This is a genomic window from Actinomadura macrotermitis (assembly GCF_009604375.1).
Taxonomy (GTDB): Bacteria; Actinomycetota; Actinomycetes; order Streptosporangiales; family Streptosporangiaceae; genus Spirillospora; species Spirillospora macrotermitis.
The window spans coordinates 1,461,507-1,478,374 of sequence record NZ_WEGH01000002.1; the positions used below are offsets into that span (position 1 = coordinate 1,461,507).

General features: G+C 73.4%; 21 protein-coding genes. 12 read left to right on the forward strand and 9 right to left on the reverse strand.

The genetic code is table 11. The features are described 5' to 3' along the window. Positions 1 to 100 precede the first annotated feature (100 nt). The 3 genes from ACRB68_RS18750 to ACRB68_RS18760 all read left to right on the forward strand — a co-directional run bounded on the left by ACRB68_RS18750 (position 101) and on the right by ACRB68_RS18760 (position 2,377). Positions 101 to 709, forward strand: coding sequence for a superoxide dismutase (locus ACRB68_RS18750; protein WP_153533859.1), 609 nt, complete (start codon positions 101 to 103; stop codon positions 707 to 709). A gap of 133 nt (positions 710 to 842) precedes the next feature. After that, on the forward strand, positions 843 to 1,256 hold the full coding sequence (locus ACRB68_RS18755) for an acyl-CoA thioesterase (protein ID WP_153533861.1): 414 nt from the start codon (positions 843 to 845) through the stop codon (positions 1,254 to 1,256). Continuing rightward, a complete protein-coding gene (locus ACRB68_RS18760; protein WP_153533863.1) occupies positions 1,253 to 2,377 on the forward strand; it encodes a zinc-dependent alcohol dehydrogenase family protein in 1,125 nt (374 codons plus the stop codon). Before ACRB68_RS18755 ends, ACRB68_RS18760 begins: the two co-directional genes overlap by 4 nt. On the opposite strand, the gene ACRB68_RS18765 is transcribed toward ACRB68_RS18760, so the two are convergent. Continuing rightward, on the reverse strand, positions 2,367 to 3,797 hold the full coding sequence (locus ACRB68_RS18765; RefSeq protein ID WP_207709730.1) for an amino acid permease: 1,431 nt from the start codon (positions 3,795 to 3,797) through the stop codon (positions 2,367 to 2,369). The two genes, ACRB68_RS18760 and ACRB68_RS18765, sit on opposite strands and share 11 nt — an antisense overlap. A 236-nt stretch (positions 3,798 to 4,033) precedes the next feature. On the opposite strand from ACRB68_RS18765, the gene ACRB68_RS18770 reads away from it, so the two are divergent. Further along, complete coding sequence (locus ACRB68_RS18770) at positions 4,034 to 4,249, forward strand: hypothetical protein (protein ID WP_153533865.1); 216 nt, start codon at positions 4,034 to 4,036, stop codon at positions 4,247 to 4,249. A 7-nt stretch (positions 4,250 to 4,256) separates the two neighbouring features. Here ACRB68_RS18770 and ACRB68_RS18775 read toward each other — a convergent pair whose 3' ends face one another. Both ACRB68_RS18775 and ACRB68_RS42065 read right to left on the reverse strand, forming a co-directional pair. Beyond that, a complete protein-coding gene (locus ACRB68_RS18775) occupies positions 4,257 to 4,400 on the reverse strand; it encodes a hypothetical protein (protein ID WP_153533867.1) in 144 nt (47 codons plus the stop codon). A 127-nt stretch (positions 4,401 to 4,527) separates the two neighbouring features. Then, entirely contained in the window at positions 4,528 to 4,653 is a 126-nt protein-coding gene (locus ACRB68_RS42065; RefSeq protein WP_268890382.1) for a hypothetical protein, read from the reverse strand. 217 nt (positions 4,654 to 4,870) lie between these two features. On the opposite strand from ACRB68_RS42065, the gene ACRB68_RS18780 reads away from it, so the two are divergent. Together ACRB68_RS18780 and ACRB68_RS18785 are read left to right on the forward strand one after the other, a co-directional pair. Beyond that, positions 4,871 to 5,305 carry an Hsp20/alpha crystallin family protein gene (locus ACRB68_RS18780; RefSeq protein ID WP_153533869.1) on the forward strand — a complete coding sequence of 145 codons (435 nt, stop codon included), beginning with the start codon at positions 4,871 to 4,873 and terminating at the stop codon, positions 5,303 to 5,305. A gap of 73 nt (positions 5,306 to 5,378) precedes the next feature. Beyond that, positions 5,379 to 5,708: a helix-turn-helix domain-containing protein gene (locus ACRB68_RS18785; protein WP_153533870.1), complete on the forward strand. Its 330-nt coding sequence runs from the start codon at positions 5,379 to 5,381 to the stop codon at positions 5,706 to 5,708. 1 nt (position 5,709) lies between these two features. Here ACRB68_RS18785 and ACRB68_RS18790 read toward each other — a convergent pair whose 3' ends face one another. After that, positions 5,710 to 6,444, reverse strand: coding sequence for a PaaX family transcriptional regulator C-terminal domain-containing protein (locus tag ACRB68_RS18790; RefSeq protein ID WP_153533872.1), 735 nt, complete (start codon positions 6,442 to 6,444; stop codon positions 5,710 to 5,712). A 64-nt stretch (positions 6,445 to 6,508) separates the two neighbouring features. On the opposite strand from ACRB68_RS18790, the gene ACRB68_RS18795 reads away from it, so the two are divergent. The 6 genes from ACRB68_RS18795 (at position 6,509) to ACRB68_RS18820 (ending at position 12,546) form a co-directional block, all read left to right on the forward strand. Continuing rightward, entirely contained in the window at positions 6,509 to 8,287 is a 1,779-nt protein-coding gene (locus ACRB68_RS18795) for an acyl-CoA dehydrogenase family protein (protein ID WP_153533874.1), read from the forward strand. Positions 8,288 to 8,360: 73 nt separating this feature from the next. Next, complete coding sequence (locus ACRB68_RS18800) at positions 8,361 to 8,930, forward strand: PaaI family thioesterase (protein ID WP_153533876.1); 570 nt, start codon at positions 8,361 to 8,363, stop codon at positions 8,928 to 8,930. Further along, on the forward strand, positions 8,931 to 9,695 hold the full coding sequence (locus ACRB68_RS18805; RefSeq protein ID WP_153533878.1) for a crotonase/enoyl-CoA hydratase family protein: 765 nt from the start codon (positions 8,931 to 8,933) through the stop codon (positions 9,693 to 9,695). A 103-nt stretch (positions 9,696 to 9,798) separates the two neighbouring features. After that, positions 9,799 to 11,049, forward strand: coding sequence for a cytochrome P450 (locus tag ACRB68_RS18810; protein ID WP_153533880.1), 1,251 nt, complete (start codon positions 9,799 to 9,801; stop codon positions 11,047 to 11,049). 1 nt (position 11,050) lies between these two features. Then, the gene (locus ACRB68_RS18815) at positions 11,051 to 12,151 is read left to right on the forward strand and encodes an NAD(P)-dependent alcohol dehydrogenase (protein ID WP_153533882.1); all 1,101 of its coding nucleotides are present in this window, start codon (positions 11,051 to 11,053) and stop codon (positions 12,149 to 12,151) included. Continuing rightward, a complete protein-coding gene (locus ACRB68_RS18820; protein ID WP_153533885.1) occupies positions 12,148 to 12,546 on the forward strand; it encodes a DUF4334 domain-containing protein in 399 nt (132 codons plus the stop codon). The genes ACRB68_RS18815 and ACRB68_RS18820 overlap by 4 nt, the downstream gene beginning before the upstream one ends. Here the strand turns inward: ACRB68_RS18820 and ACRB68_RS18825 are convergent. The 5 genes from ACRB68_RS18825 to ACRB68_RS18845 all read right to left on the reverse strand — a co-directional run bounded on the left by ACRB68_RS18825 (position 12,543) and on the right by ACRB68_RS18845 (position 16,786). Further along, positions 12,543 to 13,655: a hypothetical protein gene (locus ACRB68_RS18825; RefSeq protein ID WP_153533887.1), complete on the reverse strand. Its 1,113-nt coding sequence runs from the start codon at positions 13,653 to 13,655 to the stop codon at positions 12,543 to 12,545. The two genes, ACRB68_RS18820 and ACRB68_RS18825, sit on opposite strands and share 4 nt — an antisense overlap. A gap of 46 nt (positions 13,656 to 13,701) precedes the next feature. Continuing rightward, positions 13,702 to 14,313 (reverse strand): HD domain-containing protein, encoded by a 612-nt coding sequence (locus tag ACRB68_RS18830; RefSeq protein ID WP_153533889.1) that lies wholly within the window; start codon positions 14,311 to 14,313, stop codon positions 13,702 to 13,704. Positions 14,314 to 14,337: 24 nt separating this feature from the next. Continuing rightward, positions 14,338 to 14,970 (reverse strand): TMEM175 family protein, encoded by a 633-nt coding sequence (locus ACRB68_RS18835; protein WP_194293362.1) that lies wholly within the window; start codon positions 14,968 to 14,970, stop codon positions 14,338 to 14,340. A gap of 62 nt (positions 14,971 to 15,032) precedes the next feature. Next, positions 15,033 to 15,686, reverse strand: a complete 654-nt coding sequence (locus tag ACRB68_RS18840; RefSeq protein WP_328594403.1) for a response regulator transcription factor — start codon at positions 15,684 to 15,686, stop codon at positions 15,033 to 15,035. Next, positions 15,674 to 16,786 carry a sensor histidine kinase gene (locus tag ACRB68_RS18845; protein WP_194293363.1) on the reverse strand — a complete coding sequence of 371 codons (1,113 nt, stop codon included), beginning with the start codon at positions 16,784 to 16,786 and terminating at the stop codon, positions 15,674 to 15,676. Before ACRB68_RS18845 ends, ACRB68_RS18840 begins: the two co-directional genes overlap by 13 nt. Between the last annotated feature and the right edge of the window lie 82 nt (positions 16,787 to 16,868).

A 16,868-nucleotide genomic window follows, 5' to 3' on the forward strand; every position in this document is an offset into this window, starting at 1 on the left:
TCTCCTTGCCGGACATTCCGCGCCATTTGACCACCAAGCCCCCGTCGTCCCCAAACCGCGCCTAGTATGCAACTGCAACTCATGTGCAATAGTGGTGATCATGTCTGACTACACGCTGCCCGACCTGCCCTACGACTACGCCGCCCTGGAGCCCGCCATCACCGGCGAGATCCTGGAGCTGCACCACGCCAAGCACCACGCGGCGTACGTCAAGGGCGCCAACGACACGCTGGAGCGGCTGGCCGAAGCCCGCGACAGGCGGGATTTCGGCGGGCTGGTCGGCCTGGAGAAGACCTTCGCGTTCAACCTGTCCGGCCACGTCCTGCACTCGATCTTCTGGCAGAACCTGTCCCCGGACGGCGGCGACCGCCCGGACGGCGAGCTGGCCGCCGCGATCGACGAGCACTTCGGCTCCTTCGAGGCCTTCGGCGAGCAGCTGTCCGCCGCCACGTCCCTGGTGCAGGGCAGCGGCTGGGGCGTGCTCGCCTGGGAGCCGCTCGCCGGGCGCCTGGTCGTCGAGCAGGTCTACGACCACCACGGCAACGTCGGCATGAACACCACCCCGCTGCTGGTGTTCGACGCCTGGGAGCACGCCTACTACCTGCAGTACCGCAACGTGCGCCCGGACTACGTCCAGAAGCTGTGGTCGCTGGTGAACTGGGCCGACGTCACGGCCCGCTTCGACGCCGCCCGCGGCGCCGCCTCCTGATCGTGCGGCGTCCGCCAGGCCGGGATCGTGCTCAGAACCTTTCCCTTGCGGCCCGGCGGGCGCCGCACCCCTGTCCCCTCACCGGACGACCCGGGCGGTTCGGTGGGGTATGCGGGTGCATAGGGTGACCCGCATGACGGGCGATTACCTGTACTGGGACAGCGTGCCGACGCGGTGGAACGACAACGACGTGTACGGGCACGTCAACAACGTCGTGCACTACGCGCTGATGGACACCGTGATCAACGAGTGGATGATCAAGACGGCGGGGTTCGACCCGCTGCGCGGCGGCGAGATCGCCATGTGCGTGGAGTCGCACTGCGTCTACAAGGCCGAGGTCGCCTTCCCCGACACGATCAGGGTGGGGCTGCGCGTCGGCAAGCTCGGCCGGTCCAGCGTGCGCTGGGAGGTCGGGATGCTGCGCGGGGACGGCACGCTGATCGCCGAGGGCCACTTCGTGCACGTCTTCGTCGGCCGGGAGGGCCGGCGGCCCGTCGAGATCGCCGGCCGGGTCCGCGAGGAGATGCAGAAGCTGGTGATCGCATGACCGCCACCCGCGCCGCCGTGCTGGTCGAGTCCGGCCGGCCCGCCCCCTACGCCGAGTCGCGCCCGCTGGAGATCGCCGAGCTGACGCTGGACCCGCCCGGCCCCGGTGAGCTGCTGGTCCGGGTCGGCGCGGCCGGCCTCTGCCACTCGGACCTGTCGGTGATCAACGGGTCGCGGCTGCGGCCGCTGCCGATGGCGCTCGGGCACGAGGCCGCCGGCGAGGTCGTCGCGGCGGGGGAGGGCGCCGAGTTCGCGCCCGGCGACCACGTGGTGCTGGCGTTCGTCCCGGCGTGCGGGCACTGCGACCGGTGCGTCGGCGGGCGGCCCGCCCTCTGCGGGCCGGGCGCGCAGGCCAACGGCGCGGGCACGCTTCTCGGCGGCGGGCGGCGGTTCGTCGCCGCCGACGGCTCCCGCCCCAACCACCACCTGGGCGTCTCGGCGTTCTCGGAGTACACCGTGGTGTCGGCGCGTTCGGCCGTGAAGGTCGACCCGGAGCTGCCGTTCGAGATCGCCGCGCTGTTCGGCTGCGCCGTCCTCACCGGCGCGGGCGCCGCCCTGTACAGCGCGCGGGTCGAGCCCGGCGACAGCGTCGCGGTGTTCGGGCTCGGCGGCGTCGGCCTGGCCGCGCTGCTGGCCGCGCGCGCCGCCGGCGCGGCCACGATCGTCGCGGTGGACGTCGTCGCGCACAAGCTGGAGCTGGCCCGCCGCCTCGGCGCCACCCACACCGTCGCGGGCGGCCCGGACGCGGTGGGCGAGCTGCGCGAGCTGACCGGCGGCGGCGCCGAGAAGGTCATCGACTCGACCGGCGTCGTCGCGGTGCTGGAGCAGGCGTACGCGGCGACCCGGCCGGGCGGCACCACCGTCACGGTGGGCCTGCCCGCGCCGGGCGCGCCGCTCACGCTGCCCGCGCTCAGCCTGGTCGCCGAGGAGCGCACGCTGCGCGGCAGCTACCTCGGGTCCAGCGTGCCGCGCCACGACATCCCGCGGTTCGTCGCGATGTACCGCTCGGGGCTGCTGCCGGTGGACGCGCTGCTGTCGGACCGGCTCACGCTGGAGGAGGTCAACGCCGGCTTCGACCGGCTGCACACCGGCGAGGCCGTCCGCCAGGTCGTCACTTTCTGACGTCGCCGCCGCGCTCCAGCAGGGAGTGGCGGCGGCCGTAGAGGAAGTAGACGACGCAGCCGAGCAGGAACCAGATCGCGAACCGCAGCCAGGTCTGCCACTGCAGGAAGGTGATCAGCCAGGCCGAGAACACCACCCCGATGGCCGGCACCACCGGCATGCCCGGCATCCGGAACTTGCGCGGCAGGTCGGGCCGCTTGTAGCGCAGCACGATCACCGCGACGCAGACCACGATGAACGCCAGCAGGATGCCGATGTTGGTCAGCTCGGCGGCCTCGCCGATCGGCAGGAACCCGGCGATGAGGGCCGAGCCGGCGCCGAGGATCCAGGTGATGCGGGTCGGCACGTTGCGGGTGGGGTGGGTGTGGGCGAACCAGCCGGGCAGCAGCCCGTCGCGGCTCATCGAGAACCACACCCGGGTGGCGCCCATCATGAAGGTGAACAGCACGGTGAGGATGCCGAGGATCGCGCCGACGGCGATGACGATGCCGAGGGTGTTCATCCCGACGTCCTTGAACGCCGAGGAGAACGCGGCGTTGGGGTTGATGTCCTTGTAGTCGACCATGCCGGTGAGCACCAGGCAGGCCGCCACGTACAGCACCATCGAGATCGCCAGCGAGTACAGGATCGCCTTCGGCATGTGCCGGGTGGCGTCGGTGGACTCCTCGGCGGCGGTGCTCATCGCGTCGTAGCCGAACACCGCGAAGAAGACGGTCGCGGCGCCGGTGAAGGCCCCCGACAGGCCGAAGGGGAAGAACGGCGAGTAGTTACCGGTGTTGATCTTGAAGACGCCGACCACCACGACCAGCAGCACGATGCCGACCTTGAGGTAGACCAGCGCGGTCTCGAACCGGGCGGCGCTCTTCATGCCGAGGTTCAGCACGTAGGCGATCAGCAGGCAGAGCAGTGCGGCGAACAGGTTCACCTTGTAGCTGCCGGCCTCCACGCCCTTCGGCTCGGTGCCCGGGGCGCCCAGCATCCACGCCGGCAGGTCCAGGTGCATGAAGCCGAGCAGGTCGTTGAAGTAGCCGGATATGCCGATCGCGACCACCGCCACGATCGCGGTGTACTCCAGCAGCAGGTCCCAGCCGATCGCCCACCCGGCGAACTCGCCGAGCACCGCGTAGCCGTAGGTGTAGGCCGAGCCGGCGCGCGGGATCAGCCCGGCGAACTCGGCGTAGGAGAACGCGGCGGCCGCGCTGGCGATGCCGGCGATGAGGAACGACAGCAGCACCGCGGGCCCGGCCGTCTCGTTGGCGACGGCGCCCGCGAGCGAGAAGATGCCGGCGCCGATGATGCCGCCGACGCCGATGGCGGTGAGCTGCCAGAGGCCGAGGGTCCGCTTCAGTCCGCCGGACTCGGTCTCGTCCTCGATCTGCTCGATGGGCTTGCGCCGCACCATGGTCGCCAAGATGGACATGTCACTCCTCCATCCTGACCGGCCCCGTTGCCGGTCAGTGACATGTTTGTGCCCAGGAGGCAAGGTGGCAAGACCGCAAAATGATCACGATCGGCCGGTATGCCGGTGCCGCCCGGCGGCCTCCGCGCCGCCCGGGCCGCGGCCGCGGGCCCCGCGGCGCCGAAAGGCGGCGCGCGGGCGCCGTGCCTGGGTACCGTTCGGGGAGCGGAGGCCGGGGCGACGGAGGAGGCCGGGCGTTGGACGGCGATGGTCGGCGGATCGAGGTGATCGGCGGGTCCGGCGTGTACCTGCTGGTCCTGAAGGGGTCCGGGGACGTCGTCGGCTCGTTCTACTCCGAGGGCGACGGCTGGTGGCGCGGCCGCACCCCGGGCGGCGAGGTGCGGCGGCTGTGGGTGGAACCGGACGCCGAGGAGCCGTGGCGCGAGGTCGGCGAGCGCATGCTGCGGCCCTGACCGGTCCTCAGGACGCCCGCGAGCAGGCGGCGGGCGCCTCGCGCGGCGAAGGCCGCTGTTCCGGGGCGGCGGCCGCGCTCTCGTCCCGTTCGGCAGGGCGGGGCGCAGGCCGCCGCAGCGCCTGGAACAGGGCCCGCGTCACTGCCCACATGAAGTTCATGACATCCCCCGATCGTCCGGCCGCCCGTCAGCGCGCCCGGAGCGGGGCGGCGACGATGGCGGTCCGGTCTATTTGATCATGTAAAAGGCCGGGTCGGGCGGTGTTCGCGGCGTCCCGGTCAGACCGCGCGGAGGGGGTCGATGACCTCCTGCCCGAACCAGGACGCGGTGCTGCCCGCGGTGCCGCCCGGCGTCCGGGCGGACGGCCTCCCCGCGGCGGCCGCGACGCCGGACTTGGTGATCATTCAAGGATCAAAGCGCAGGTGGCGGGCGGTGCGATAGCCGTCGGCGGGTCCTGTTCGCGGCTCGTAAGAACTGGTCACGGACCGGGGCCGGAAAAATCTCGGCGGTAGGATTTGACAACCCTAGGAGGGAGTTGCCTACAATTCGAGTTGTAGGTTTCCTCTGGCACGGAGGATGGGTTTCCCGGGCCGGGCCCGGGGGTCTTCGGAGGTGATCGTGATGCTGCTGACGTCGATCGATCCGTTCGTGCAGGAGTTCGAGCGCCAGTTCGACCGGCTGACCCGCCAGGCCGCCGGCAACGGCGGCGCCGCGATGCCGATGGACGGGATCCGCCGCGCCGACGACGTCGTGCTGCGGTTCGACCTGCCGGGCATCGACCCCGGCTCCATCGAGGTCACGGTGGACCGCGGGGTCCTCACGGTGAGCGCGCAGCGCCAGGAGGAGTACGGCGAGAACGACCGGCTGTTCGTGCGCGAGCGCGTGATGGGCGCCTTCACCCGCCGCGTCTACCTGTCCGAGCACCTGGACGCCGACGCGATCGAGGCCGCCTATGACAACGGCGTCCTGGCCGTGCGGATCCCGGTGCTGGAGCGCGCGAAGCCGCGCAAGGTGGCGGTCCAGCAGTCCGCCGACCAGAAGGCGATCAAGAGCTGAGCGGGCGTCCAGGGGCGCGGCGCCGGCCGGGTCGGCCGGCGCCGCGCGCCGTTCGGCAGGAGGGGAGGACGGCATGAACCTGCCGATGGACGACGAGCACGCGGCGCTGTTCACCGTGGGCCAGGTCGCGGACATGCTGGAGGTGCAGCAGGCGTTCCTGCGCCGCATCGACGGCCAGCGGGTCGTCTCGCCGCAGCGGTCGGCGGGCGGGCAGCGCCGCTACAGCCGGCACGAGATCGGCCGCATCCAGCAGGTCGTCGCGATGATGGACGAGGGCATGACGCTGCCCGCCATCCGGCGCATCTTCGAGCTCCAGCACGAGCTGGCGCTGCTGACCCGCGAACGCGACGAGCTCGCCCGGCTGCTGGCGGCCGCCCGGCGCGAGGACTCCGAAGAGGAGTAGGTCAGGAGAGCAGGTGCTCGGCGAGCAGCCGCTCGAAGCCGCTTTCGAAGCGCTCGTAGTGGGCGCGCAGGTCCTGTCCGGGCCAGTCGCGCGGCAGGAGCTCCTCCGGTAGCAGCGGGTCTCCCAGCAGGTGCCGCAGGACGGCGGCGGAGACGGTGAACTGCTCGGCGAGCGTTTCCGCCTTGTCCAGGGCGGTGCGCAGCGCGCGCGCTGTGGCGGCCCAGGCGGGCAGGTCCCAGAGCACCCCGGCAAGGGAGGCGGCGTCCTGCTCCGGCCCGCCCTTCAGGAAGGTGCATTGGCGTTCGACGATCGCCGGCCGCCGCCGGGCCAGGTTGGCGGGCCGCAGCCACGTCCCCTCGCGCAGCTCGGCGAGGCGCAGCCGCGCCATGGCCTGGCGGAGCGCGGCCCGGTCGGTGGCCGGGCGGCGGTCGGTGACGATGACGGCGATCTCCCAGGAGCCGTCCCAGGGCAGGGTGCGCGGCGCGCGGCTCTCGTCCTGCCGCGCCTGCCGGTCCAGCAGCCGCTCGGTCAGCGCGTAGGCGCCGTCGCGCTGCACCAGGTCCCCGGCGGCGACCATCCGCGACAGCGCCACCCGGATCGTGCCCTCGGCGATGCCGAACAGCTCGCCGGCGCGGACCAGCCGGCGCGCGGGCAGCCGCGGCGGGTGCGTGCCGAGCAGCGTGCTGAGGACGACCGAGCGCGCGGTCAGCGGCCGGAGCCCGAGGGTGTTCGCCATGGTGGCCGGGACCCTATCTGATTACACCCTTCCATCACCTGTCGCTTAACTGTAACGTCCGGGCATGGGCGACTACCTGATCGAACCGGTGGACCGGCTCCCGTTCGGCTCCCCGGCCAAGTCCCGCCGCTACGCGACCGAGCGCTACCAGGGGGCCGCCGGCCGCAACTGGTACACCGCCGACCCGACGCTGCGCTTCCTGCTGCGCCGCCACCTCGGCAAGGACGGCCTGGAGTGGGCCGAGCCCCGGCTGCTGGAGCTCGGCGCGCTGATGGGCGGGCCGATCGCCGAACTCGCCGAGAAGACCGACCGCGACCCGCCCCGCCTGGAGAAGTACGACCGGTGGGGGCGCGACATCAGCCGCGTCGTCATGCCCGCCTCGTTCGAGGAGGCGCGCCGCGCGCTGGTCGCCTCCGGCTTCACCCGGCCCGAGTTCTTCGCCGAGGCCAAGGCCGCCGGGGTGGACGCCGCGCCGCTCGCGGTCGCCTGGAGCTACCTGCTCGACCAGGCCGACATCGGCATGGCGTGCGCGCTCGGCACCGGCGGGGACATGGTCGTCGGCCTCGCCGAGCTGTTCGCGCCCGAGGACGTCAAGGCGCGCGTCCGCGAGCTGTTCGCCGCCGGGATGTTCTCCGGCGAGGCCGCGCAGCTGCTCACCGAGCGCGCGGGCGGCTCCGACCTCGGCGCGCTGGAGTCCACCGCGACACCGGACGGCGACGCCTGGCGGCTGAACGGCCTGAAGTGGTTCGCCTCCAACGCGGGCGGCTCGGCGTTCGTGGTGCTCGCCAAGCCCGAGGGCGCGGCGGACGGCGTCAAGGGCGTCGCGCCGTTCCTGGTCCTGCGGGAGCGCCGCGACGGGGGCCGCAACGGCGTGCGCGTCCGCCGGCTGAAGGACAAGCTCGGCACCCGCTCGGTCGCCTCCGCCGAGATCGAGTTCGCCGACGCCGAGGCGTTCCTGCTCGCGCCCGCGGCCGCACCCGCGGGCCAGGGCGGCGGCGGGGACGGCAAGGGCCTGGCGCGGATGATGGAGCTGACCAACGGCGCCCGCCTCGGCATCGCGATGATGGGCGTCGGCTGCGCGCGCCGCTCGCTCGTCGAGTCGCTCTGCTACACCCGCGCCCGCGAGGCGTTCGGGTCGCCGCTGTACGACCGGCCGCTGATGCGCCGCAAGCTCGCCGAGCTGATCGTGGAGACCGAGGCCGCGCAGGCGCTCGTCTTCGACGGCTACCTGCGGCGCCCCCGGCTGCGCATCGCCGCGCCGCTGGTCAAGCTGCGCGCGGCCCGGCTCGGCGTGACGGCGGCGAGCGCCACGATCGAGATCCACGGCGGCAACGGCTACATCGAGCAGTGGCCCGTCGCGCGCATCCTGCGCGACGCGCAGGTCAACCCGATCTGGGAGGGCGGCGACAACATCCTCTGCCTGGACGTGCGCCGCGCGATCGAGCGCGAGGACGCCCACCTGCCGTTCCTGGACCGGCTCGCCGAGGCCGCCGCGCAGGCCCCGGCCGGCGACGACGCGACCGCCGCCCTGGTGCGGACGCGCATCGGGCACCTCGGCGAGGCGATCGGGCGGTGGCGCGGCCTGGACCCGGTCACCGCCGAGGCGCGCCTGTTCCCGCTCGCCCACTTCATGGCGGACGTGTACGCGGCGGCACTGCTGCTGGAGCAGGCGGGCTGGGAGCGCGCCGAGCTCGGCACCGGCCGCAAGGCGCTCGTCGCACGCCTGTACGCTCGCGCGCACCTGGCCGACCAGGGCCCGCTGAGGGGGATCGACGACCCGGCCGAGGACCTGGCGCGGTTCGAGGAGCTGGCCGAGGGCGCCCTGACCGTGCAGGAGACCTGAGCGCCCGCGTACGCTGCGAAGCGCAGAAACCGAACATCGCTCGGTATTCGCCGCGCGTGAGGAGACACACCCGATGACGACGCCTTCCGTCCAGCGCTCCGGCCCCGCCTCGTCCCGCACCACCGCGCCCGCCGGCGCCGCGGTGCCCGCGCCGTCCGGCCCCGACCCGCGGCTGACCAGCGCGGTCATGGCCGACTACCGGGGCTGCTTCGGCTGCGGCGAGGAGGCGGCGGGCGGCCTGCGCCTCCGCCGCACCGGGGTCGACGACGGCGCGGTCACGGCCGAGTTCGACGTCCGCGCCGAGCTGCAGGGCGCGCCCGGTCTCGCGCACGGCGGGGTGCTCGCCACCGCGATGGACGAGGTGCTCGGCACCGCCGCCTGGCTGCTCGGCAAGCGCTATGTCACCGGCCGGCTGGAGACCGACTACCTGGCGCCGGTGCCGGTCGGCAGCACCGTCCACCTGCGCGCCTGGTGCACCGGGGTGGACGGCCGCAAGGCCTACCTGGAGGGCGAGGGGCGCGTCGGCGGGCCGGACGGGCCGGTCGCCGTCCGCGCCGCCGCCCTGTTCGTCGAGGTCCCCGAGGAACACTTCACGAGGGAACGAGTGAAGCATGGGCACAGCACCAAGGAAAGAGCGAACTAGATGCCGGTACGCACCGAGCGCCAGGGCCCCGTCACCACGGTGATCCTGTCGCGTCCCGAGGTCCGCAACGCCGTCGACGGCCCGACCGCCGCCGCGCTCGCGGACGCGTTCCGCGCGTTCGAGGCCGACCCGGACGCGCACGTCGCGGTCCTGTGGGGCGAGGGCGGCACGTTCTGCGCGGGCGCCGACCTGAAGGGCATCGGCGAGGGCCGCGGCAACCGGGTCGCACCGGGCGGTGACGGCCCGATGGGCCCGACCCGGATGCGGCTCACCAAGCCGGTCATCGCGGCGGTCGCCGGGCACGCCGTCGCGGGCGGCCTGGAGCTGGCGCTCTGGTGCGACCTGCGGGTGGCCGAGCAGGACGCGGTGTTCGGGGTGTTCTGCCGCCGCTGGGGCGTGCCGCTGATCGACGGCGGCACCGTCCGGCTGCCCCGGCTGATCGGGACGAGCCGGGCGATGGACCTGATCCTCACCGGCCGCCCGGTGGACGCCGCCGAGGCGCTGGACATCGGCCTGGCCAACCGCGTCGTCCCGACCGGCGAGGCGCGCCGCGCGGCCGAGGAGCTGGCCGCCGACATCGCGCGGTTCCCGCAGGCGTGCCTGCGCGGCGACCGGATGTCGGTGCTGGAGCAGGACGGCCTCGCGGAGGCGGACGCCATCGCCGGCGAACTGAAGCACGGGATGAACGCGCTGCACGAGGCGGTCGAGGGCGCGGCCCGCTTCGCCGCCGGCCTCGGCCGGCACGGGGACTTCACCGAGATCTGAGCGCCGCCTTCCGGCGGCGCGCCGGGTCCGCCCGCAAAGGTTGACCGAACGGCGTTCGGCTTCTAGGTTCCCAAGCGAAGCCCCGTCCCCGAAGGGAACCCGGATGAGCCTCACCCTGGCGGAGGCGGGCCGCGCGCTCGCCTCGCCCGCCGCCTACGCCGACGATCGCCGCTTCCACGAGGCGCTGGCGCTGCTGCGCCGCGAGAGCCCGGTGCACTGGGTCGAGGCCGCGGGCTACAACCCCTTCTGGGCCGTCACCCGCCACGCCGACGTCATGGAGGTCGAGCGCGCGCACACCCGCTTCCTGAACGCGCCCCGCCCGGTGCTCGGCACCGCCGAGTACGACCACATGAACTCCGAGCGGGCCGCGCAGGGCGCCGCGCTGCGCACGCTCGTCCACATGGACGACCCCGACCACCGGGTGATCCGGGCGATCGGCGCGGACTGGTTCCGGCCCCGCGCGATGCGCGCCCTGGAGCCGCGGGTGCGCGAGCTGGCCCGCCGGTACGTGGACCGGATGGCCGAGCTCGGCGGCGAGTGCGACTTCGTGCGGCAGGTGTCGGTGCACTTCCCGCTGTACGTCATCCTGTCGCTGCTCGGCCTGCCCGAGACCGACTTCGACCGGATGCTGAAGCTGACGCAGGAGCTGTTCGGCGGCGACGACGACGAGCGGCAGCGCGGCGTCACCCTCGAGGAGAAGCTCGCCGTCCTGCTGGACTTCTTCGCCTACTTCCAGGAGCTCACGCAGGCGCGGCGCGCGCACCCGACCGACGACCTGGCCTCGGCGATCGCCAACGCCCGCGTCGACGGGGAGCCGCTGAACGACTCCGACGCCGCGTCCTACTACGTCATCATCGCCACCGCCGGGCACGACACCACCAGCGCCACCATCGCGGGCGGCCTGCGGGCGCTGATCGAGCACCCCGACCAGCTGGCGCGGCTGCGCGCCGACCCCGGGCTGATGCCGCTCGCGGTGGACGAGATGATCCGCTGGACGACGCCGGTGAAGGAGTTCATGCGCACCGCGACCGAGGACTGCGAGCTGCGCGGCGTCCGGATCCGCAAGGGCGACGCGCTGCTGCTGTCCTACCCGTCGGCGAACCGGGACGAGGAGGTCTTCGACGACCCGTTCCGCTTCGACGTCGGCCGCGACCCCAACAAGCACCTGGCGTTCGGGTTCGGCGTGCACTACTGCCTCGGCGCGGCGCTCGCCCGCATCGAGGTCCGCGCGTTCTACGAGGAGCTGCTGCCGCGCCTGGAGAGCATCGAGTTCGCGGGGGAGCCGCAGAACATCGCGACGACGTTCGTCGGCGGCCTGAAGCGGCTGCCCATCCGCTACACGCTGCGCGGCTGAGATGCGCGTCGAGGCCGCCGTCCTGCGGGCCGCGGACGGGCCGTACACCCTGGAGCCCCTGGACCTGGCGGACCCCGGGCCCGGCGAGCTGGTCGTCCGCATCGCCGGCACGGGCCTGTGCCACACCGACCTGCTCGGCCGCGCGCCGGGCGACCGGGTCGCCAAGCCGGTCGTGCTCGGCCACGAGGGCGCGGGGACCGTCGAGGCGGTGGGGCCGGGCGTGTCGCTCAAGCCGGGCACCCCGGTGGTGCTGTCCTTCGACTCGTGCGGCGCCTGCCCGAACTGCAGGGCGGCGCTGCCGGGCAACTGCGCGCAGATGGCGGCGCGCAACATGTACTCGCTGCCGCTGGACGGCGTCCCCCGCCTGAAGGACGCGTCCGGGAACGCCGTCAACAACCGCTGGTTCGGCCAGTCGTCGTTCGCGACCCACGCCCTGACGACCACGGCCAACACCGTCCCGATCCCCCCGGACGTCCCGCTCGCCCTGATGGGCCCGCTCGGCTGCGGCATGCAGACCGGCGCGGGCTCGGTGCTGATCTCCCTCGGCGTCCGCGCCGGCGACGGCATCGCGGTCTTCGGCGCCGGCGCGGTCGGCCTCGCCGCCGTCATGGCCGCCCGCCTGGCCGGCGCTGCCCAGATCATCGCCGTCGACCTCAACCCCGCCCGCCTCGCCCTCGCCGCCGAGCTCGGCGCCACCCACACCCTGCACGGCGCCGACGAGGACCTGCCCAAGCGGATCCGCTCGATCTCCGGCGGCGAGGGCGTCCAGTACTGCCTGGACACGACCGCCGTGCCCGAGGTGGTCGCCACCGCCGTCGCCGCCCTGCGCACCACCGGCGTCTGCGCCCTGGCGGGCGTCGGCTCCCGGCCCTACGCCCTGGACCCGACGCTGCTGCTGATGGGCCGGACGGTCAAGGGCGTCATCGAGGGCGACGCCGTCCCGCACCTGTTCATCCCGCGCCTGGTCGAACTGTGGCGGCAGGGCCGCTTCCCCTTCGACCGCCTCATCGAGACCTACCCCCTGAAGGACATCGGCCGGGCCGAGGCCGACGTCCTCGCGGGCCGCACCGTCAAGCCCGTCCTGCTGCCGGAGGCACCATGATCACCGCATCCGACCCCGCCGCCCTGTTCGACGCGCTGGACCCGGTCACGCCCGGCTTCCTGCTCGGCACCTGGGCGGGCGGCCTCTTCGACGAGACCGGCCGGATGGCCGCGCGCCTGGTCGAGATGGGCTGGTACGGCAAGCGCTTCCACGACACCGAGAACGTCGACCCGCTCCTCTGCCGCTCCGCCGACGGCGGCGTCTACGCCTACGACGGCATGGGCGCGGCCCGCGTCCGCGAGATCGCCTACCGGGGCAAGGTGTCGGCCGCGATGGTCTACGACACCCAGCCGATCATCGACCACTTCCGCCGCTACTCGGGCGACGTCGTCCTCGGCGCGATGGACGCCAAGGGGCAGCCCGGCACCCTCTACTTCCACCTCACCCGCGTCTAGTCGCCCTGGCCGGGGAACTCGCGGTGCTCGTCGACGTCCTTCAGCTCCGCGACGATCAGCGGGGCGATCCGGCGGGCCTGCTCCTCCGACAGCGGGCCGGCGTGGCCGTGAAAGTTGTCGATCTTGAGGTAGGGGTGGTGCAGGCCCGCGTGCTCCTTCTGGTAGATGACCATGCGGTCCCGCTGGTGCGTGGCCTCGATGCTCACCCGGTGCTTGACCAGCAGCGCGGTGGCCTCCTGCCCGCCGGGCACGGTGAGCAGGGCCTTGCGCAGCAGGATGTCCGACTTCAGGCGGTTCACATACCACTCGGCGTTCTCCACCCGATGGGCCTCGTCGAGCAGGTCCTTGTCCTTGGCGGCCTCGCGCGCCTTCGCCAGGTCCTCCTCGGCCTTGCGCAGATGCTCCTCGGCGGCCCCGACGTCCCCGCGCAGCGTGGCGGCGTCGCCGTCGAACACCCGCGACTCGACCCCGTCGGTGAGGTCGACGAACGCCTTGCGGTCCAGGCGCGGCACGCGCCTGCCGTGCGGGAGCCTGCCGAGGCTGCCGAGGCCCTTGGAGCCGAAGACCCGGCCGAGGATCGTCGGGACGGTGAGGCCCGCCGCCCGCATCTTGTGGCCGCCGGTCCAGTCGTCGCGGATCGGCTCGGTCGACTCCTCCCAGATGGCCTTCCCGCTGCCGACCGGATCGGTGACCAGGTTCTTCAGCCCGGACCAGTTGTCCTTGAACCCCTGGTGGCTGCAGATGTGGACCAGGCAGGTGACGAAGGTCGCGCCGTCCCAGACGTCCTTCACCGCGTTCACGGTGCCGCGCCGGATGCCGTCGGTCAGCCCGCACGCCCAGTCGAGCCAGTCGTAGCAGTTGCCGTCGTCGGGCTTCTCCTGTGGGCCGGGACCCTGCGCGGGGGCCTTGCGGGGCCCGGCCGCGTCGGCGACCGCCGGCCGCCCGCCGCCGCACCCGGCGCCGGAGGCGACCTGGCACACCGCCGACCCGATCCCGCCGGAGACCCGGCCGCCCAGCCCGGACACCGCCACCGCCGCGACGACCACCGCGACGAGGAGGAGGACCGCGATGTAGGACGCCGCGCCCTCGCCCCGGTCGGACGCGCGCATGACGGGCCCCTCTCGGCTGAACCTGGCGGCTCACCCTAAAGAAGGATTACGGCCTGTCCCCAGGGTCCGGGGACCCATCCCGGGACCCGGTTTCGTTCATCGCGCGGACGACCCAGTCGAGCGATCCCGTCTCCAGCGCCTGCTCCGCGAGCCGCTTGGCGGAGCCGGTCCTGAGCTGGGCCAGGGAGCTGTCGATCCAGCCCTGCGTCCGGTAGCCCTGCTCGCGGTACTCGATGCCCTGGATCAGGCATTCGAGCTTGTCGGCGTCCCGCGCGCAGGCGGCCTCGGCGCTGTCCGCGCCCTCGTACTCGGCCACCACGCCCGCCACCATGCCGGCGACCGGCTGCGGCAGGCCGCGCGTCTGCCGCGCCGTGACCTCCTCGTTGGACACCGTGGTGACATAGTCCCTGGCCAGATACGGCAGGTCGGTGATGCGCGTCTCCTGGCTGTCGTGGAAGAGGCTGAGCAGCGCGGCCCGCTCGGGGTTCGCGCCCTCCATCACCGCGAGCACGCTCGCGATGACGGCCGCGCGCATCGAGTGCTCCGCGACGCTCTCGGGATCCTTGACGCCGGCGACGAACCACCCCGTCCGCCGGTACCGCTTGAGCAGCCCGATCTCGTACAGGAACCCCGCCAACCGCCCGGTCTCGTGCGTCATACCCCGACCGTAGAACATCGGCTTTCAGCGCCGGAGGCGTTCCACCAGACGACCGCCCGGGGCGGCCAGGACCGGGGTGAACAGCCACGCGATCCAGACGTGCGGCACCCACCAGGCGAGGACGGCCGTCGCGGCGAACAGCGCGCCGACCGACCACGACGCGCCGGCACTGCGCCGGACGTCCACCGGGTCGACGCCCTCGGCCAGCAGGCCCGACCGGTACGCCGCCTCCTTGAGCCCGGCCTCGCTGAACACCATCAGGGCCTCGGCGGCCGCGAAGACGCACAGCGCCAGCGGATCGCCGCTCGTGTGCCCGATCAGGGACGTCGGGTACGGCAGGAACGCCACGAACAGCAGGAGCGGCGCGTGCCACGCCGCCATCGCCCGGTTCAGCCCCGCGAGCTGGTCGCACAGCAGGTTGTGCCGCCTCCAGACGCCCCACAGCAGGAAGAACGCGAGCACGTACGCCAGGAACGAGTCACGCGATCCCCACAGGAACCGCCGCAGGTCGTGCGGACGTTCCAGCACCTCGCCCTCGGGCCGCGGGATCTCGATCACCAGCAGGGTGATGGCGATGGCCAGGACGGCGTCGGTGAACATCGCCATCCGCTCCACGGAGAACCCCGGCGCCGCCCGCCGTACCTCGGTGTCCGCCACGGGGACCGCCTTTCGCTCCGGCACACCCTGGTGATCCGTCATCACCAAGGACGAGCCCACCGTCAGTGAACCCGGGCGCCGTCCAGATAGGCGAGCACGGCACGCACGCGGCGGTGGCCGGAATCGTCCGGCGCCAGGCCGAGCTTGGCGAAGATGTTGCCGATGTGCTTGTGCACGGCGTTGCCGGAGATGCGCATCCGCTCGCCGATGGTGGCGTTGTCGTGGCCCTGCGCCATGAGGGCGAGCGCCTCGTGCTCGCGCGGCGTGAGGGCGTCCAGGGGGGCGCCGGCGCGGTGCGCCAGGAGCTGGGCGACGACCTCGGGGTCCATGGCGGTGCCGCCCGCCGCGACGCGGTGCAGCGCGTCGACGAACTCGGCGACCCGGCCGATGCGGTCCTTGAGCAGGTAGCCGATGCCGCCGCGGCCGTCGGACAGCAGCTCGCCGGCGTACTCGCGCTCGACGTACTGCGACAGCACCAGGACCGGCAGCGCGCCGTGCTCGCGGCGGGCCCGCAGCGCGGCGTGGATGCCCTCGTCGCGGAACGACGGCGGCAGCCGCACGTCGACGATGGCGATGTCGGGGCGGTGCGCGGCGACGGCGTCCAGGAACTCCGCGCCGTCGCGGGCGACCGCCGCGACCTCGCAGCCCTTGGCCGCCAGCAGCAGCTCCAGGCCGCTGGACAGCAGCACGTTGTCCTCGGCGATCACGACGCGCACGGCACCTCCTGGACGGGCAGCCGGACGGTGAGCGTGGTCGGGCCGCCCGGTGGGCTGACGAGGCGGACGTCTCCGTCCAGGGCGGCGACGCGCCGCCGGATCCCGGCGATCCCGGTGCCGCGCGCCTCGTCGGCGCCGCCCCTCCCGTCGTCGGCGACCTCGACCGACAGCACGCCGCCGGCGCACGCGACCCGCAGCGACGCCCGCGTGGCGGCGGCGTGCTTGGCCACGTTCGCCAGCGCCTCGGCGATCACGTAGTAGGCCACCGCCTCCGCCGCCGCCGGCAGCGCGCCGAGGCCGGCGAGCTCGGTGCGGACCGGCACGCCCGCCCGGGCGGCCAGCGCCGACAGCGCCCCGTCCAGCCCGCGGTCGGCCAGGATCGGCGGGTAGATCGTCTGCAGCACCGAGCGGAGCTCGGCCATCGCCTCCTCCGTCGTCTCGTGCGCCTGCCGGATCAGCGTCGCCGCCGGGCCGTCACCGAGCGACTCGCGGGCGAGGCCGAGCTGCATGGCGATGGCCACCAGGCGCGCCTGCGTCCCGTCGTGCAGGTCGCGTTCGATGCGCTGGAGCTCAGCGCCGTGGGCGTCGACCACACCGACCCGGCTCTGGGTCAGCACCTCGATCCGCTCGCGGGCCGACGGCGCGAGGATCGCCAGGCACAGCCGCGCATAGAGCCGCGCCAGCGGCGGGAACGCCCACCAGACCACCGCGCCGAGGACGGCGATCTGCACGGAACCCCCGACCAGCGCCGTCGCCCAGTCGTTCACGTGGACGTCGAAGACGGAGAACAAAGTAGGCCGCCCGTCCGCGGGAAACGCCCACCACAACGACATCGCCACCGCGGCGACCAGGACGTTGCCCAGACACACCAGGGCGGCCAGCCCGAGCGGGAACCCGACAGCGACATGCGTGAACGCCCAGGCGAGATTGCGCCACCCGTCCGGCCGGCCACCGACCGGAACGCCGAGCAGACCGGCGGCCCGCCGGCGGTGCCAGCCCGCCCAGCCGCGCGCCGCCGCCGGCGCGAGCAGCACCGGCAACGCGAGCGCCGTGGCCACGGCAGTGACCAGCGTGCCCAGCAGGAATGCACGGTCACGCATGCGTATTGGCATGGAGCCGATTATCCGTCCCCGCTCCCGGCCGGGCACTACAGCAGGCTGTACCAACACACGTGCGGCCGGC

Bases quoted from the DNA above. Each gene is read 5' to 3' on its own strand.
- ACRB68_RS18750 (WP_153533859.1), top strand. From the start codon at position 101: ATGTCTGACTACACGCTGCCCGACCTGCCCTACGACTACGCCGCCCTG.
- ACRB68_RS18755 (WP_153533861.1), top strand. From the start codon at position 843: ATGACGGGCGATTACCTGTACTGGGACAGCGTGCCGACGCGGTGGAAC.
- ACRB68_RS18760 (WP_153533863.1), top strand. From the start codon at position 1,253: ATGACCGCCACCCGCGCCGCCGTGCTGGTCGAGTCCGGCCGGCCCGCC.
- ACRB68_RS18765 (WP_207709730.1), bottom strand. From the start codon at position 3,797: ATGTCCATCTTGGCGACCATGGTGCGGCGCAAGCCCATCGAGCAGATC.
- ACRB68_RS18775 (WP_153533867.1), bottom strand. From the start codon at position 4,400: ATGTGGGCAGTGACGCGGGCCCTGTTCCAGGCGCTGCGGCGGCCTGCG.
- ACRB68_RS42065 (WP_268890382.1), bottom strand. From the start codon at position 4,653: ATGATCACCAAGTCCGGCGTCGCGGCCGCCGCGGGGAGGCCGTCCGCC.
- ACRB68_RS18780 (WP_153533869.1), top strand. From the start codon at position 4,871: ATGCTGCTGACGTCGATCGATCCGTTCGTGCAGGAGTTCGAGCGCCAG.
- ACRB68_RS18785 (WP_153533870.1), top strand. From the start codon at position 5,379: ATGAACCTGCCGATGGACGACGAGCACGCGGCGCTGTTCACCGTGGGC.
- ACRB68_RS18790 (WP_153533872.1), bottom strand. From the start codon at position 6,444: ATGGCGAACACCCTCGGGCTCCGGCCGCTGACCGCGCGCTCGGTCGTC.
- ACRB68_RS18795 (WP_153533874.1), top strand. From the start codon at position 6,509: ATGGGCGACTACCTGATCGAACCGGTGGACCGGCTCCCGTTCGGCTCC.
- ACRB68_RS18800 (WP_153533876.1), top strand. From the start codon at position 8,361: ATGACGACGCCTTCCGTCCAGCGCTCCGGCCCCGCCTCGTCCCGCACC.
- ACRB68_RS18805 (WP_153533878.1), top strand. From the start codon at position 8,931: ATGCCGGTACGCACCGAGCGCCAGGGCCCCGTCACCACGGTGATCCTG.
- ACRB68_RS18810 (WP_153533880.1), top strand. From the start codon at position 9,799: ATGAGCCTCACCCTGGCGGAGGCGGGCCGCGCGCTCGCCTCGCCCGCC.
- ACRB68_RS18815 (WP_153533882.1), top strand. From the start codon at position 11,051: ATGCGCGTCGAGGCCGCCGTCCTGCGGGCCGCGGACGGGCCGTACACC.
- ACRB68_RS18820 (WP_153533885.1), top strand. From the start codon at position 12,148: ATGATCACCGCATCCGACCCCGCCGCCCTGTTCGACGCGCTGGACCCG.
- ACRB68_RS18825 (WP_153533887.1), bottom strand. From the start codon at position 13,655: ATGCGCGCGTCCGACCGGGGCGAGGGCGCGGCGTCCTACATCGCGGTC.
- ACRB68_RS18830 (WP_153533889.1), bottom strand. From the start codon at position 14,313: ATGACGCACGAGACCGGGCGGTTGGCGGGGTTCCTGTACGAGATCGGG.
- ACRB68_RS18845 (WP_194293363.1), bottom strand. From the start codon at position 16,786: ATGCGTGACCGTGCATTCCTGCTGGGCACGCTGGTCACTGCCGTGGCC.